13 protein-coding genes are annotated in these 14974 nt (G+C 63.5%); 9 read left to right on the top strand and 4 right to left on the bottom strand.

The window, feature by feature from the left end; translation table 11 throughout:
• Positions 1 to 37: 37 nt before the first annotated feature.
• Complete coding sequence (locus IPV69_RS11860; RefSeq protein ID WP_206295323.1) at positions 38 to 859, bottom strand: carboxylesterase family protein; 822 nt, start codon at positions 857 to 859, stop codon at positions 38 to 40.
• 225 nt (positions 860 to 1084) lie between these two features.
• Positions 1085 to 2365: an outer membrane protein assembly factor BamB family protein gene (locus IPV69_RS11855; protein ID WP_206295322.1), complete on the bottom strand. Its 1281-nt coding sequence runs from the start codon at positions 2363 to 2365 to the stop codon at positions 1085 to 1087.
• A gap of 1117 nt (positions 2366 to 3482) precedes the next feature.
• Between IPV69_RS11855 and IPV69_RS11850 the strand changes: the two genes are divergently transcribed.
• A complete protein-coding gene (locus IPV69_RS11850) occupies positions 3483 to 4328 on the top strand; it encodes a hypothetical protein (RefSeq protein ID WP_206295321.1) in 846 nt (281 codons plus the stop codon).
• A gap of 142 nt (positions 4329 to 4470) precedes the next feature.
• Here the strand turns inward: IPV69_RS11850 and IPV69_RS11845 are convergent, their stop codons facing one another.
• Positions 4471 to 5373 (bottom strand): phytanoyl-CoA dioxygenase family protein, encoded by a 903-nt coding sequence (locus IPV69_RS11845; protein WP_206295320.1) that lies wholly within the window; start codon positions 5371 to 5373, stop codon positions 4471 to 4473.
• A gap of 673 nt (positions 5374 to 6046) precedes the next feature.
• Here IPV69_RS11845 and IPV69_RS11840 point away from each other — a divergent pair.
• The 7 genes from IPV69_RS11840 to IPV69_RS11810 all read left to right on the top strand — a co-directional run bounded on the left by IPV69_RS11840 (position 6047) and on the right by IPV69_RS11810 (position 12723).
• The gene (locus IPV69_RS11840; protein ID WP_206295319.1) at positions 6047 to 7306 is read left to right on the top strand and encodes a type II secretion system F family protein; all 1260 of its coding nucleotides are present in this window, start codon (positions 6047 to 6049) and stop codon (positions 7304 to 7306) included.
• An 88-nt stretch (positions 7307 to 7394) separates the two neighbouring features.
• Positions 7395 to 8342: a type II secretion system protein gene (locus IPV69_RS11835; protein WP_206295318.1), complete on the top strand. Its 948-nt coding sequence runs from the start codon at positions 7395 to 7397 to the stop codon at positions 8340 to 8342.
• Between the two features lie 53 nt (positions 8343 to 8395).
• Positions 8396 to 9232: a type II secretion system protein gene (locus tag IPV69_RS11830; protein ID WP_206295317.1), complete on the top strand. Its 837-nt coding sequence runs from the start codon at positions 8396 to 8398 to the stop codon at positions 9230 to 9232.
• Positions 9233 to 9288: 56 nt separating this feature from the next.
• Entirely contained in the window at positions 9289 to 9870 is a 582-nt protein-coding gene (locus IPV69_RS11825; RefSeq protein ID WP_206295316.1) for a hypothetical protein, read from the top strand.
• A 103-nt stretch (positions 9871 to 9973) separates the two neighbouring features.
• A complete protein-coding gene (locus IPV69_RS11820) occupies positions 9974 to 11077 on the top strand; it encodes a WD40/YVTN/BNR-like repeat-containing protein (protein WP_206295315.1) in 1104 nt (367 codons plus the stop codon).
• A gap of 95 nt (positions 11078 to 11172) precedes the next feature.
• Positions 11173 to 12012: a sugar phosphate isomerase/epimerase family protein gene (locus tag IPV69_RS11815; protein ID WP_206295314.1), complete on the top strand. Its 840-nt coding sequence runs from the start codon at positions 11173 to 11175 to the stop codon at positions 12010 to 12012.
• Positions 12013 to 12051: 39 nt separating this feature from the next.
• Complete coding sequence (locus IPV69_RS11810; RefSeq protein WP_206295313.1) at positions 12052 to 12723, top strand: P-loop NTPase family protein; 672 nt, start codon at positions 12052 to 12054, stop codon at positions 12721 to 12723.
• Positions 12724 to 12742: 19 nt separating this feature from the next.
• Here IPV69_RS11810 and IPV69_RS11805 read toward each other — a convergent pair whose 3' ends face one another.
• Positions 12743 to 14062 (bottom strand): tetratricopeptide repeat protein, encoded by a 1320-nt coding sequence (locus IPV69_RS11805; protein ID WP_206295312.1) that lies wholly within the window; start codon positions 14060 to 14062, stop codon positions 12743 to 12745.
• A gap of 138 nt (positions 14063 to 14200) precedes the next feature.
• Here IPV69_RS11805 and IPV69_RS11800 point away from each other — a divergent pair, with 138 nt between their 5' ends.
• A complete protein-coding gene (locus IPV69_RS11800; RefSeq protein WP_206295311.1) occupies positions 14201 to 14905 on the top strand; it encodes a type II secretion system protein in 705 nt (234 codons plus the stop codon).
• The last annotated feature ends 69 nt before the right edge of the window (positions 14906 to 14974 follow it).

Here is a 14974-nt window from a genome sequence, read left to right as displayed (position 1 = left end):
GGCGGCCGGCACTGCAGTGTTCACAGGCTGGCACTGTTCACGGACTGCTGCTTTTCTTCGACGCCAGCATCCACTCCCAGAGCCCCTTGGTCTCCCAGGCCTTCGACCAGCAATTGTGGCCAACGCCGGGATACTCGTTGTACTTGAGGGTTTGCTGGGTCACGCCGGCCTTGCGGAGGGCGGCGACCATCTCGCGGGTGCCGGCGGTGGGGACGGCGGTGTCGGCGTCGCCGTGGAAGGTCCAGATGCCGATGCCCTTCAGGTTCGCGGCTTTCGAAGGGTCGCCGCCGCCGCAGATCGGCACCGCCGCCGCGAACAGGTCCGGCCGGCGGACGATCGCGTCCCAGGTCCCGAAGCCGCCCATCGACAGGCCCATGACGTACAGCCGCGACTTGTCGATCTTGTAATCGCCAACGGCCTTCTCGACGACCTCGATCGCCATCTTCAGTTCGTCCGAGATCGCCACCTTATCGCTCGAGTAGCTTCCCTTGGCCCAGGGTGTGTTGACCCACTGTTTGCCCGGCGGGCACTGCGGGGCGATCACGAAGCACTTGCCGGCTTTCTGAAGGTCGGTCGCGAGTTGCTGACCGCCCCATTTCAGTTGCGCGGCGTTGTCTGTTCCCCGTTCGCCGGCACCGTGCAGGAACAGCACCAGCGGGTACGTCGCCGGGGCCTTGGCGTCGTAGCCCGTGGGAATCAGGAACCGGTAGTTCAGCTTGCCGCCAGCCACCGCGCCGCTGTCGTGGACGCGCGCTTCGAACCGGTCGACCGGCGATGGATCCGCGGCTGTGACGACAGTGGACATCAGCAGAATGGCAGGAAGGAGAGCCGCAATGTTCACGGGGAGTGATGAACGCATCCAAACCCTCCGAACTCTGTCTCAAAACGCAAGTTGTGTGCCATGCCCACGCCGCGCGTTCGCACTCAAGTCCGAAGTGGACGTCCCGCGTGGGCATGCGTCGTCGGGATATCGTGCCGTTCGCTCATGCCCACTCGGGACGCATCTTCTAAATTCGAAAGCATGTCGTCTGCGTGGTCATGGCTCACAACGATGGGAGAACGGCTGCCACTTACGGTCAGATCTTTACGGCACCGGTAGCATCAGGACCGCGACTTCCCCTTCCGGGGACTTGTCCTGCTCGATCATGACGACTTCGCCGGACGAACCCGGCGTCAACACCGGCCGAACCGCCACGACGCGGCCCTGCTCGCTGCAGGTGTAGATAGTCGAATCCTTGGCGTTGGTGGCGAACACGTAGAAGTCGTTCCGCTTGCTCTGGAACTTGGTCTGGCCGGTCTTCTTGTCCAGCGCCGAGATGCGGTTGTCCTTGGTCAGTGCGTAGGTGTAACGATCGTCCTGGGAGAGAACCTGGCGGATGTCGTCGCGGACCCAGCGTTCCTTGCGGTTGTACTGCGGGGCCTTGATCTCGGGGTTCTCCACTTTGTCCACCGCCACCCAGCCGCGATTAGGGTCTTTGATGTAAACGGTGTCGGCGAGGGGGACGGGTGCTTCTTCCAGCGGACCGCTGCCGTACCACTGCCACTTGACCTGCCCGCTGGTGCGATTGACGCAATAGAACTTGCCTTCGACGGTCGAGATGTACAGCCCGACGTCATCGGCACGAAGCGGGGCGGTGACGGCGCTGTGCGCGTCGAACACGTTGCCCGGAAGTGGCCAGATCGGCTCGCGGTCCTGGGCGGTGACGGCATAGACCGTGCCGGTTTCGGCCGCAAGATAAACGGTGTCGGTGTGCAGCGCCGGTGCCGAAGCCAGGCCGCCCTTCCAGGCCTGCAGTTCCCACACGGGGATGTTGACGGCCTTGTTGTTCAGGTCGTACCGCTTGATGCGCGCCCCGCCATCGGGCGAATCGACCGGCACGAAGACGTTCTGCGTGGCACCGACGCAGTCGGCCCGGATGGCAGCGCCGATTTCGAGCGTTCGCTCCTTGGCGCCGGTCAGGGAGTAAATCTCGAGCGAGCTGAGGGTCGGGAAGACCAGGTGCTCCTTGAGGATGATCGGCGGGAACATCCGGAAGTCGCCGCCGGGCACCTTCATGCTCACGCGGGGGTCGCCGTTCTCGCGGGCCAGTCCGTAGACCACGCCCTGCTTGGAGTAGACGACGATGTAGGCGTCGCGGACGAAGATCGAGCGGACCTTGTCACCGGACGGGATCTTGAGGTTGGTCGCCCATTGGCGGGCAAACCCGGGATTGGCCACGACCTGGATATCGCCGGGCGTTTCACCGTCGCCGCCACAACCGGCGGAGAACATGGTCGCCGACAACGCCGCAACAGCGACCAGGGCGGTCGCAACACGGGACCGACCGAATCGGCAGAGGAAACGCGGGAAGGAGAACTGACTCACGGGTGCTCCGCTCCTGGCAGTAGTGGTGGTCGAAATCGGTTCAGGACAGACGACCGACGGGCGCTCGAACCGCCCGCGGCGCAAATGCTCTTGGTCGGACGAACCCACGTGACAGACCCGGCCGGGCACCGACCGAGTCGCGGCATCAGTCGCTGCCGAACGACCTGTTCGGGACGGACGCCGTGGGGAATGCCCGACAGGTAAACCTAAAAGGGTGCCAGCGGTGACAACCACCGAAACAGAAAAACCACCGGCAACAGCGGCAAGAACCCTCCGCCAAGGTGACCGGGATCGAAGATACCAGTGCTCGGTGGGGGGGTCAATCATAACTCGAAGCGATCGTAAACGTTACGAAATCAAGAGTGACGGAGGTCGGGCGTCGCGTGTCGATCGGTCCGCCAGCAGGGCCGAACGCCGCACGTCCAATAGCAACGCGCCGAATCCGCCAAACGAACCCGAGAACCGACGTTCCGCCAAACGAACCCAAGAATCGACGTTTTGCCGAACGAACCCGAGCCGGCCAAACGAACCCGAGGATTGCCTCCGGTCCACTCCTCCGGTACTCCGGGAGAGGGCTAGGGTGGGGGTTGTGGCGAGGTCGCGTCCCTGGATTGCCGAACGAACCCGAGGCGAACGCCCAACACCGAACATCGAATCGAAAGACCGAAACTTGCGCGAGTTCGACCCGCCGCACAGGTCTCCGGCGTACCGGCGACCCGTGGCACCAACGCTTCCACCACACCGAACACGCCAAACGAACCCAGCGCGACATCGCCGAACGAACCCGAGCCAGCCGCCGGCGTCTCACAGCGTCAGGATTGAACGCCAAGACGCCGAGAGTTGTCTTGTTTGGTCAGCGACCGTGGCACCTCGGCCGCACTTGTGTTAGTATATTGTACGGTCTTTGGCGTCCCGTTCAAGCAGATTCCTTGATCCCCTTTACGTTCCGCAAGCTGTCGACGAGCCCGGTTCTGCCGTCGGTCAAGGGTCTTTGATCGTCACTGGCGTCGTAAGAAAGGACGGGTCGCCTCGTTCTGGTCAGGTATGGACGGCTCGGCCGTCTGTCACCGCAGATTCGTCCGCACGTGTGATCTACCCCAATCTCTGGAGTCTTCCCATGCCACGCTCATTGCTTCGTCCTGCCGTCCTGTCGGCCATCCTGGTGCTGGTGCCGTCGATGACCTCGCTGTCGATCGCTGCCGACGAGCCCGCTCCGCCGCCCCCGGCCAAAGAGGGTGCCGCACCGGCCCGTCCGGGCGAACCGCGACCACAGGGCCGTCCCGAAGGTCGTCCGGAAGGCCGTCCCGATGGCGAAGGGCGTCCACTCGCCGGCCGAATGGACCCCAACGCGATGATCGAGCGGGTTCAGGGGGTGCTCGCGGGCATGGACCTCAGCGCCGAGCAGAAGACCAAGATCGACGAAGCCGTCGCTGCCGCGAAGAAGTCGATCGCCGGCCAGAAGGAAGGCGAACCCCGCGAACGCATCCAGGCGACGATGACCGCGATGGGCGAACTGCGGTCCAGCATCGAAGCAACGCTGAATGAGGAGCAGCGCAAGGTGTTCGCCGAGAAAGTCCCGGCCCGTCGTCCCGGTGAAGGACGCCCCGGCGAAGGTCGTCCCGGAGAAGGTCGTCCTGAAGGCGGTCTCGGTCAGGCCCGGCCCGGCACACCCGGTGCCCCTGGCGAAGGCCGCGGCGCGATGCTGACCAACGCCCTCAACGCGGCCCTGGAAAAGACTGACCTCACCGCCGACCAGAAGGCCAAGGTGAAGGAGAACTTCATGGCCGAGATCCAGAAGATGATCCGCGACGGCGGGCAACGCCCCGGCCAGCGTCCCAACGGCGACCGCCCCGACGGCGCGCCGCGCGAAGGCCGTCCGGACGGCGCACGGCCCGATGGTGCACGACCTGATGGTGCCAAGCCCGAGGGCCAGCGCCCCGCACGTCCTGCTCAGGAAATCTAGGTGCCGTCGGAAAACTGTAGTTCAGGGTGCCATGCGCTGCGGTACTCCGCTGCCCGTGGTGAAGCTTCGCTGCAGGAACATCGCCATGGGCAGACGAGTACGTCAGCCCATGGCACCCCAGCATTGGATTTTCAGACACAGCCTAATCGGCATTTGAATCGTCGTTCACCCCGGCCCGGTACGGCGTCATATCCATCTTCGGGTACCGTGCCGCCACCCCGGCGATCGTCTGTTCGTTCCAATACGCATGCCCCGCCGGCGGGAAGCCCAGTACTTCCCGCTGGCGGGGCGTCGTGCGTTCGATGAACCGCTCGAGGTCGTCGTTCTCCCCCATTCGGCTCCAGAGGTGATAGCCGGCAAAGTGGTGTTTCGCCGACCGCCAGACCAGGTGCTGCGTGAACCGGGCGGCCGGGGCGTCGGCGGTCATCTCGCCGGCGCGGTGTAAGGTGCCCATCTGGAACATCAGCAGGCTGCCGGCCTTGGCCTCAATCGCCACCTCGTCGGCGTAGAGCTTGGGGTACTTTTTGCGCGGGCGGAACGGGGGCCAGAGTGATTCATTCCTGGTCTTGGTTTTACTGACGACCCGCGTCGCGCCCAGGTCGGCCGTTACGTCGGTGTAGTACAGGATCATGTTCACCTGGCGGAAGGTGCCCTCGTCGCGCGGCACGACCAGCGTGTTCCCCTGATAATCGAGGTGCATTTCTTGGCCGAACTCGCCGGTGCCGGCGTACTTCGCCCAGATCGCCGCCTGCGTGAGCAGAACCTCTTTGTCGCCCAGGGCTCGTTCGACGACGTCGATGAGATCGGGATGCGTGGCGAGGTCGTTCAGCGGGTTGCCCATGAACGGAAACTCGATCTGAAGGTGCGCGGGGTCGTCGAAGATGAAGTCGTATCGCTTGGGTGTCGACCAGAGCTCTTCGGGCGGCGGGAAGTACTGAAACAGGTTCCGCCGGGCCGCCAGCAGCTCGTCTTTGGACAGGAAGTCGGGCACGACGGCGTAGCCGTGGGTGTCGAGGTGGTGAAGGTATTCGTCGGCGATGTGCACGGGGGGAGTGTACTCGGACCGCCGCCGGCGGTGCGAGCCTGGGGGGTGTGGTGCCACGCTACGCCGACGACTACTTCAAGAACTCCATACCGCACGACCGACTTGGGCTCAGATTTAACACGAAGGCACGAAGGTTCACGAAGAGAATGTCGCGTCAAGGCTTTTGACGCCTGTTCTGATCATCCGACTCTTCTTTGTGGCTCTTCGTGCCTTCGTGTCCTTCGTGTTCAATCCGAACGCCAGATCACTTGGGATTGCGCGACAGCAGGTGGTTCAATTCGACGAGTTCCTAAGCGGGTTTGCCTGGAGCTAGGGTACCTTTGCTTGCCGGTGTGGCGTGCCGAGACGACGCGACTTGACGCACGGGTCTCGGAGTACCGCGACCCGTGGCACCGCAACACTTGGCGTCTGGGCGTCTTGGCGTTCAATCCTGGGCCGCACGAAGGTTGGACCGTAGGCCTGACGCAAAAGGTTTCAGTTGCCAACGCGTCGCCGATGCGGTTTCATAGGGGGCGTGCGGATGGTGGACAGCGCGAACCATTCGTTCGGCCCTGATGTTGCGTGAGGAGGCCCGGGCGGCGAATCGGCGGTGGTTCGCGTTAAGCCCATCGCCTATAATGCCTTAGGTGTCTCCGCAGCTCGATTCTGTCACCCCGCTTTGGAGTCGTGATATATGCCCGTTTTTGCCTACGAAGCGATGAACGCCTCCGGTCAGGAGGTCAAGGACGAGGTGGAAGCCGAATCGAACGAAGAGGCAATTCAGAAGATTCGGGCCAAGGGGCAATATCCCACCAAAATCCGCGAGCAGGCGGCCAAGAAGAAGGTCGCCAAGAAAGCCGGTGGCAAGGCTTCAGGGGCACCCAAGAAGAAGATGCCGATGGCGATCGGCGGAGTGCCGCGGAAGCAATTGGTGAACTTCACCCGCCAGTTGTCCACCCTTCAGGACGCCGGCCTGCCCATCCTGAGGTCTCTCCAGATTCTCGAGCAGCAGCAGAAGCCGGGGTTGTTGAAGGCGATCGTCGGCGGCGTGGCCGACGAGGTTGAGGCCGGTGGCTCGCTCTCCGACGCGATGGCGAAGTACCCCAAGGCGTTCGACAAGCTCTACACGAACATGATCGCCGCCGGCGAAGCGGGCGGCGTGCTCGACCTGATCCTCGCCCGCCTTGCCGACTTCATGGAAAAGGCCGCCCGGCTGAAAAAGAAGGTCATCGGTGCCATGATCTACCCGGCGGTCGTCATCACGATCGCCGTCGGTATCGTGTCGATGATCATGATCGTCGTGATTCCGAAGTTCAAAAAGATCTTCGACGACTTCAAGCTCAAGCTCCCCGGACCCACCCAGCTCCTGATCGACATCTCGGACTTCATGGCCAACAACGGCTGGATGTATGTGATTGCGTTCCCGTTCGTCGTCGCGCTGGCGTGGCGATTGATCCGCATCAGCGAGGGCGGCCGCTATGCGACCGACGTCATCCTGCTGAAAGTGCCGATTCTGGGAAGCATCCTGGGCAAGACGTCCATCGCCCGCTTCACCCGTACGCTCGGTACGCTCATCAGTGCCGGCGTGCCGATCCTGGAAGCCCTCACGATCACCAAGGAAACCTGCGGCAACGAGGTCTATTCCCGCGCCCTGGTCAAGGTTCACGACGCGATCCGCGAAGGCGAATCCATGGCCGAGCCGCTGAAGGCGACCAAAGTCTGCGATACGATCGTGGTGAACATGATCGACGTCGGTGAAGAGACGGGCGATCTTGATAAGATGCTCATCAAGGTCGCGGACAATTACGACTCGGACGTGGACGTGCTGGTGGCTTCGCTGATCAGCATTCTTGAGCCGGTGATGGTGGTGGTGCTCGGCGTGATCGTCGGGTTCATCGTTATCGCACTGTTCATGCCGATGATCTCGCTGATCGAAGGCATGACGAGCAAGTAGTCTCGAGTGCCGAGCACGGAGCACGCCGCGAGCTGAAGACAGATTTCTAGGTATCCGGTACTCCGTACCGGGTACGACTGAGGGCCCCATGATCGACCGCCGCCAACGTTTGTCGTCGTCCCGCCCGGCAGGGTTCACGCTGATTGAGCTGCTCGTGGTGATCGGCATCATCACGCTGCTGTTGTCGATCCTGCTGCCGGTGGTCGGTCGGGTTCAGGTGCAGGCGCAGTCGGCCAAGACGCAGAGCACCATCGCGGCGATCGCCGGCGCGATGGAACGCTACTTTTTGGACGAAAAGTCGTATCCGGGGTTGTACAGCAATGCTCAGATCGCGGCCGGGGTGGCGGTCACGTTTACATCGGCACCTCCGGGCGCGGGTACAAGGCTTACGATGAGCGAAGCCGGTGCGGCGGCGCTGGCCGGCGGTCTGGAGCCGGTAGCGGCCAATCTGACCGGGCCGGCGACGTGTGAACTTAATTCGACTGGCGCGAAGTACACGATCGGCAAGGGCCCGATGAGTTTCTCACCGTCGGTCGTCAGCCGCACCCGCCGCACGCCGTACATCGACATCGCGCCGGGTGCCAACATGCCGCTGCTGCCGTTTTCGCTCACGGGGTGTGCGGCGACCAACCTCGATCAGGCCGGCATACCGCCGGCAGCACCGACGCGCGACTCCGGCTTCCCCGAGTTTCACGACGCCTACAGCCAGGCTCGGCCGATCATCTACCTTCGGGCGAACGCCGGTGCGGCCGGTATAGCCTCGCCCATGGCGACGCAGAATCCGGCCGCCGCCGCGCTTAAGCAGTACACAACCTACGAGTTCAACTACTACAAGCGTGGCGCCAACGCCGGCTTCCCGGGCGACTTTAACTTTGTCGCGTCCGACCCGGACATCTTCGCCTCGCTCGATGACTACATGCGTCATCCGAACGTTTCCACCGAGCCCCGGGGCAAGGATAAGTTCATCCTCGTCAGCGCCGGCCCTGATCGGGTCTTCGGCACTCGTGACGACATTTTCTTCGGCGGCGCACGCTGAGGGATCCTCTCCGATTTTGAACTGAACCGCTTTCCCACCTGACCCAACCAGACATGACGAACCGAACGGAAATCCTCGAATCGCGATCCCGCGTGTCGCGCCGTGGCGGGTTCACGCTGGTGGAACTTCTCGTAGTCATCGGGATCGCGCTGGTGCTGATGGGCATTGTCCTGCCGGCGGTCAACCGCGCTTACAACCAGGGTGTTCGGACGCGCATGGCGGCCGACCTGCAATCCATCGCCACGGCGCTGGAAGCCTATCGCCAGGACCACGGCGACATCCCTCGGGTCTACGGCACCGGCACGACTCCCAGCCAGACGGGTTCGGTCGTGTTGTGCCGGGCGTTGATCGCGCCCGGCCCCGCGACGGGGACCGGTGCCGACGGCAAGGACGGGTTCGGATTCCGGACGCGGACGGCGATCGGCACCACGGTGCAGGGCAAGGCTTACGGGCCGTACCTTGAGCCCGACAAGTTCAAACTCGACAGCAACGCGGCGAATCCGAAGATCCTCGATCGCAACGGGAAGGAGATCCTGTACTTCCCTGGTTTCAAGTCGGCGCAGCTTACATCAGCCCAGGGCTACATCTGGAACGCCAGCTACACGCTTTCGGCGGCCGGTGTCCGCCCGATGTTCAACACGAACGACAACAATATGGCGCTGCTGGATTCCCACGCGGCATCGCCGGCGGTCGCCGCCGGTCGGACCAAGTTCCTTTTCATCATGGGTGCCAAGACCGACGGCTCGGCCGGTCCGTCGCCGGCCTATACCGGCGACTACCTCCTGTGGTCTGCCGGCCCCGATGAACTGTATGGCATGCCATCCGCCGCCACCCTGACCCCCGCCAACAAGTGCGACGACGTCGCCAACTTCTCGCGGAGCGCGTTCTGATCTCCGGCTCTACTCACGCTTCCGCGCGGGCGCGGGGGGCATTCACCCTGCTGGAGATGCTGACCACCGTCGCGATGCTGGTGATCGTGCTGGGGCTGATGGTCTCGCTGGCGCGCGACGTCCGCGAACGCTCGGCCCAGGCGCTGACCGAAACCATTCTTCGGCAACTCGATACCATGATGACGCAGTACGCCGACCGCAACCAGGGGCGCGTGCCGGAGGTGACGGCGTTCCCACCGCCGGGTGCGGTGGCGCCGGAGTCGGCGTTCGAGGCGCGTCCGGGCAGTCGGCCGGCAACGTCGCCGGCGCGGGTTGGCGATCAGCGGCCGCTGCTTCTGCGGGCTGCGCTGGCCAACAGCCGCGACACAGTCCGGGCCCTTCGGGCCGAGTCGCCGCAGTCGGATACGATGATGTCCGGCCTGCCGGTCAGCGTGTTCGATGTGTCGCTCGTCCGCGACGCCTGGGGCAGCCCGATCGTCTTCATGTCGCAGATGCACCCCTGGATCGGCACCGCCCCGCGCGACAAGCCCTATTTTTTCCTCTCCGCCGGCCCCGACCGCGACTATCTTTCCCGCGACGATAATCTGTACAGTTACGAAGAGTTGATCGGCGGGATCACCCACCGCCGAGGAGAGTAACTGGCGAAGGGATCCGTCCGGTGCCGCGAGTGCGGTCGTTCGGCGGCACCGTCACCTTTACTGCCTGCGTCCAACGCCTTCGCACCTCAGTTCGGGGAACCACATGTCCAAACGCGTCTTCATCTCCACTCGCAAAGGTTTGTTCACGATCTCGCCCCTCAACGGGAAATGGGCCGTCACCGATGCCCATTTTGTTGGCGACAACTCGCCGATGGTGCTCGTCGACCGCCGCGACGGCGCGGTCTACGCCGCCCTGGATCACGGGCACTTCGGCGGCAAGCTGCACCGCTCGGACGATGGCGGCTCGACCTGGAAGGAAATTGCCGTCCCCAAGTACCCCGAGAAGCCCGAAGGCGCGCCGCCCGAGATCGACGGATTCGGCAAAGAGATTCCCTGGTCACTGAAGCTGATCTGGTCGCTGGAAGCCGGCGGCGCTCCCGGCGAACTCTGGTGCGGAACCATTCCCGGCGGGCTGTTTCATTCCACCGACCGCGGCGATTCCTGGTCGATCAATCGACCGCTTTGGGATCACCCCGACCGGAAGAAGTGGATGGGCGGCGGTGCCGATCAGCCGGGCATCCATTCCATCTGCCTCGACCCACGCGATTCCAGAACGCTCGTGGCCGGTGTTTCGTGCGGCGGATGCTGGCTGACGCGCGACAACGGCGACACATGGGAAGTCGCCAGCCAGGGCATGCGGGCCGAGTTCATGCCGCCGGAAAAGCAGTTCGACCCGATCGTCCAGGACCCGCACCGGGTGGTGCAATCGCCGTCGTCGCCGGATGTGTTCTGGACGCAGCACCACAACGGTATTTTCCGCAGCACCGACGGCTGTCGGAAGTGGGAGGAGATCACCGCGCAACGCCCCGGCCAGAGCGGCTTTGCCGTGGTCGTCCATCCGCACGACGCCGACACGGCGTGGTTCATCCCGATGGTGAAGGACGAAAAGCGCTACCCGCCCGACGGCAAGCTGGTCGTCCTGAAAACCCGCGACGGCGGCCGCAGCTTTCAGGAGCAGCGCGTCGGCCTGCCGCAGCATCACAACTATGACCTGGTCTTCCGCCATTGCCTGGACATCGACGACAGCGGCGACCTGCTGGTGTTCGGCTCGACGACGGGGAATGTGTACGTCAGCGAGAACGGCGGGGCGGCCTGGCAGAAGCTCGAAGAGCACCTGCCGCCGGTGTACGCGGTGCGGATGGGGTAGAGCTGCATTGCGACGTCGCTAGGCGTCCGGCATGAAATGCAATGCGTCGAACGCCAAAGCTTGACGTCCGCCCCTTTCCCCTTCACCATTCCGCCATGCTCCAACTCAGCGCTTTTGCCGACGAAATCGGCCCGAACCTTGACGATCAGATTCGCGTTTGCCGTGCCAACGGTGTCTCGCACTTTGAACTGCGCGGCGTGTTCGGCAAGAACGTCATGGACTTCACCGCCGACGAGCGGCGTGAGATCAAGACCAAGCTCGCCGACAACGGGTTGGGCGTGATTTCGATCGGTTCGCCGATCGGTAAGGTCGCGATCGACAAGCCTTGGGCCGAGCACTTCGACCGGTTCAAGAAGGCCGTCGAGATCGCCGAGTACTTTGAATCGTCGTTCATCCGGGTGTTCAGCTATTACCCGGCCGGCGGCGAAGGCAAGGGGCCGCTCGATCCGATTCGCGACGAAGTGATCCGCCGGTTCCGCGAGAAGGTGGCGTACATCGTCGATCACCCCGTGACGATGGTTCACGAAAACGAGAAGGGCATCTACGGAGACATCGGCCGGCGTTGCCTGGACATGATGAAGTCGGTCGATTCCGGCAAGCTCCGGTGTGCGTTCGACTTTGCCAACTTCGTGCAGGTCGGCGAGAACCCGGCCGACAACTGGAAGTTGCTCAAGCCGTACACGGTTCACATTCACATCAAGGACGCGCGCATGGCGGACGGTCATGTTGTTCCCGCCGGCGAAGGCGACGGCCAGATCGGTCCTATCCTCGAAGACGCCTACAAGAGCGGGTACCGCGGCTTCGTGACAATGGAACCCCACCTGAAGGTCGCCGGTCATTCCCACGGCGAAACAGGGCCGGAACTCTTCGGCGTCGCGGTGACGGCGCTGCGGAACCTGTGCAAGAAGCATGGCGTGCCCATCGCCGGGGCCTGATCGGTGCCAGTGCCTTCAGCGCGCCCTGGGTGGTCGGCGATGTCAGACCTGCTATCCCACAATCTCGCCTCGCCGGAGCCACTCCGCCACCGTTTCGAACGCCTCACCGGCCAGCAACGCGCCCTGATGGCCGAGCAGCACCGCAAGGAAGCTCAACTCGAAGAGGTCAAACGCTTCCTCAACATCGCCCCGGCGGTGGAGTCGGCGCTGGAAATCCTCGGGCAGGAGATGTTCGGCAAGCTGTCGGCAATCCTTGAACGCAATCTCACCCTCGCGCTCCAGGAAGTGCTTGGCCAGGCGATCAAGCTGAAGGTCTCGCCGGACTTCAAGCGCGGGGCGGCTATCCTCGACATGCACATCGAACGCGACGGCCAGCCCGAAGACATCATGAAGGGCACCGGCGGATCGGTCGCCAACATTCTGTCGGTCGGGCTTCGGCTGTTCGCGCTGTCGCGATTGGACGAGAAACAACACCGCCGATTCCTGGTGCTCGACGAGCAGGACTGCTGGCTGTCTCCGGACCTGGTTCCGAAGCTGGTGAAGATCATCCGCGACGCCGGCAGCGCGCTCGGCTTTCAGGTGGTGATGATCAGCCATCATTCGCCGGCGCTGTTTCGGCAGTTCGCCGACCGCATCTATGAGTTCACGCCAACGGCGGACGGATTGAAGGTCGAGCAGGTCGATCTTCGCCCGGACGTGGCCGACCGCTAATCATCGGCCCTGAGCATCTTCACTTCGGCGGCTGGATGCCGCGCAGATAATTGAACGCAAACTGACTGATCATGATTCCGAATGCGAAGACGTTCAGGATCGATCCGAACGTGCCGTTCAGGTTCGAAAGCGCGGTAAGCTCGGCGGCGTTGGTCGGGTCGGGCGTGGCTTCGATGACAAACGACAACCCTGCCGCCGACAAGCCCGCCAGGGCGAGCATGCCGGTGCCGGCGATCATCACGTTGGTCGGCCACCCCCTGGCCAGGCGGAAACATCCGGCGGCCGGCAGCGTCAGTCCGCCGAGCACGATCGCCAGCACAAACCACGCGAAGTTCCCCGTCGCCAGCCCGGCGATCGCCGATGCCGCGCAGCCGCCGATCAGAACGCCCAATACGTTGCTGGCCCAGGTCTGCCTTTTCGACAGGGCGTACCGGCCGAACTTGCTCAGCCGTAGCAGCAGGTTGAACAGCGGATCGGCGAGCCAGGTCATGACCGCGAAGACGACGTAAGCGATCAGCACCGGGCGGATGTACGTTGCGGCGGTGGGGTTGCTCGCGGCGACCGAACTAAGGGCGCGGAAGCCCAGGTAGCCGCCGATGACAATGCCCCACTGTGCCCCCGGGCTGAGGTTGCCCATCCACAGGAAGTAGCGGAGCAGCACGCGGTAGATGGGGTTCTTCGCCTTGAGCGCTTCGACGATGCCCGCCCGAGCCCATTCCAACTCGGGATTCAACCGTAGCGCCTCGCGGAAATGCTCCAGCGCCTTCTTGTGGTCCCCCTGGTGCAGCAGCGTCCAGCCACGGTTGGCATGGGTGTGCGCGTTCTCGGGGTCCTTGGCCAGCGCGGCGTCGATCGCCTGCCCGGCTTCGTCCTTGCGGCCGAGTTTGACCAGCGTCATCGCCCGCAGGTTGATGCAGCCGGCGTGCTCGGGGTCGATCGAGAGGCCCAGGTCAGCCGATTCCAGCGCCGGCGCGTATTTGCGCTGCTCGAACTGGATCGCGCCCAGGAGCCAGTGGTACTCGGCGTCGTAGGGGTTGAGCGCGACGGCCTGCATCGCCGGGGCTTCGGCCTCGTTGTGGCGATGGCGCATCAGCAGCACCAGCCCGCGGACGAAGTGCGCGAACGCCAGGTCCGGCCCCAGCCCGACCGCCTGGTCGGCCTCGGCCGAGGCGTCGGTGAAGCGATCCAGGTGCGCCAGCGTCATCGCCAGCACGGCATGAAGGCGCGGGTCGTGCGGCTGCTGGCCGAGCGCCGATCGCAGCTCCCGCTCGGCGTCGTCGTACCGCCGCTGCTGGAAGAGGATCATCGCCCGGTCGTGATGGATGTCGGTGGGATTCATGTGTGTCGAGAAGAGTCGTTCGGTCACGCCGCAATCAGTTGGTGCCCCGCAATCCTATGGCCGACCGCCGAACACGTGGTATTCTCCAGCGTCATATCTTTGAAGTGCAGAAGTAACGGGAGTATGTCGGAGGAAACGATGATGACGCTGCGAACGAACAAAAACGGGCGACTTGCTTTTACGCTCGTGGAGCTCCTTGTGGTGATTGGCATCATTGCGCTGCTGATCAGCATCATTCTGCCCAGCCTCGCGGCGGCCCGGGAACAGGGTAATCGGACCAAATGCCTGAGCAATCTTCGCAATATTGCGACGGCGTGCATCATGTATGCCAACGAGAATAAAGGCTCGTACCCCAAGTCCGCTACCGGCACGCAGTCGGTGCTGGACTGCTTCTACTGGCATGCAGGCAGAAACCTGGACGAATCCACCCTCGCCCCCTACCTCGGCCGGCCGGTGAATCGCGAACTGCTGATCTGCCCTTCGGACAACGTGCAGGCTCGGAAGTACACCGGCAGCGGCGGGTATCGGTTCAGCTACTCCATGAACCTGCGGATGTCACAATTCAAGATCGCGAGAATCCTGAACCCCACCGAGAAAGTAGTGTTCTACGAAGAGGACGAAAACACCCTCGACGATTGCAACTCGTCTCTCGATCGAAACGCCTCCATCGACCTTCTCTCCATCCGCCACGACAAGAAGCGCAAGCTCCCCGACGACGAAAGCACGGGACTGACCCTTAACGGCGGACGGTACGGCAACGCGAGTTTCGCCGACGGCCACGTCGAGTACGTCGAGCGGGACTGGCTGCACCAGCCTCAGCGGTACGATCCGACCATTCGGTAAGTGTCGTCCTTGTTCGAAGTGTCGTCGGTGTTCGCTGCTCGCCAGCCGACAAGGGCGTTATTGCATGCC

It is taken from the genome of Humisphaera borealis (assembly GCF_015169395.1).
Classification (GTDB): Bacteria; Planctomycetota; Phycisphaerae; order Tepidisphaerales; family Tepidisphaeraceae; genus Humisphaera; species Humisphaera borealis.
Note: the sequence above shows the minus strand (reverse complement) of the source record. Positions and strands in the feature narration are given on the sequence as shown.

What these genes read in the sequence shown, in the direction of transcription:
- IPV69_RS11860 (WP_206295323.1), bottom strand. Translation starts at nt 859, where the DNA reads ATGCGTTCATCACTCCCCGTGAACATTGCGGCTCTCCTTCCTGCCATT.
- IPV69_RS11850 (WP_206295321.1), top strand. Translation starts at nt 3,483, where the DNA reads ATGCCACGCTCATTGCTTCGTCCTGCCGTCCTGTCGGCCATCCTGGTG.
- IPV69_RS11840 (WP_206295319.1), top strand. Translation starts at nt 6,047, where the DNA reads ATGCCCGTTTTTGCCTACGAAGCGATGAACGCCTCCGGTCAGGAGGTC.
- IPV69_RS11835 (WP_206295318.1), top strand. Translation starts at nt 7,395, where the DNA reads ATGATCGACCGCCGCCAACGTTTGTCGTCGTCCCGCCCGGCAGGGTTC.
- IPV69_RS11830 (WP_206295317.1), top strand. Translation starts at nt 8,396, where the DNA reads ATGACGAACCGAACGGAAATCCTCGAATCGCGATCCCGCGTGTCGCGC.
- IPV69_RS11825 (WP_206295316.1), top strand. Translation starts at nt 9,289, where the DNA reads ATGCTGACCACCGTCGCGATGCTGGTGATCGTGCTGGGGCTGATGGTC.
- IPV69_RS11820 (WP_206295315.1), top strand. Translation starts at nt 9,974, where the DNA reads ATGTCCAAACGCGTCTTCATCTCCACTCGCAAAGGTTTGTTCACGATC.
- IPV69_RS11815 (WP_206295314.1), top strand. Translation starts at nt 11,173, where the DNA reads ATGCTCCAACTCAGCGCTTTTGCCGACGAAATCGGCCCGAACCTTGAC.
- IPV69_RS11810 (WP_206295313.1), top strand. Translation starts at nt 12,052, where the DNA reads ATGTCAGACCTGCTATCCCACAATCTCGCCTCGCCGGAGCCACTCCGC.
- IPV69_RS11805 (WP_206295312.1), bottom strand. Translation starts at nt 14,062, where the DNA reads ATGAATCCCACCGACATCCATCACGACCGGGCGATGATCCTCTTCCAG.
- IPV69_RS11800 (WP_206295311.1), top strand. Translation starts at nt 14,201, where the DNA reads ATGATGACGCTGCGAACGAACAAAAACGGGCGACTTGCTTTTACGCTC.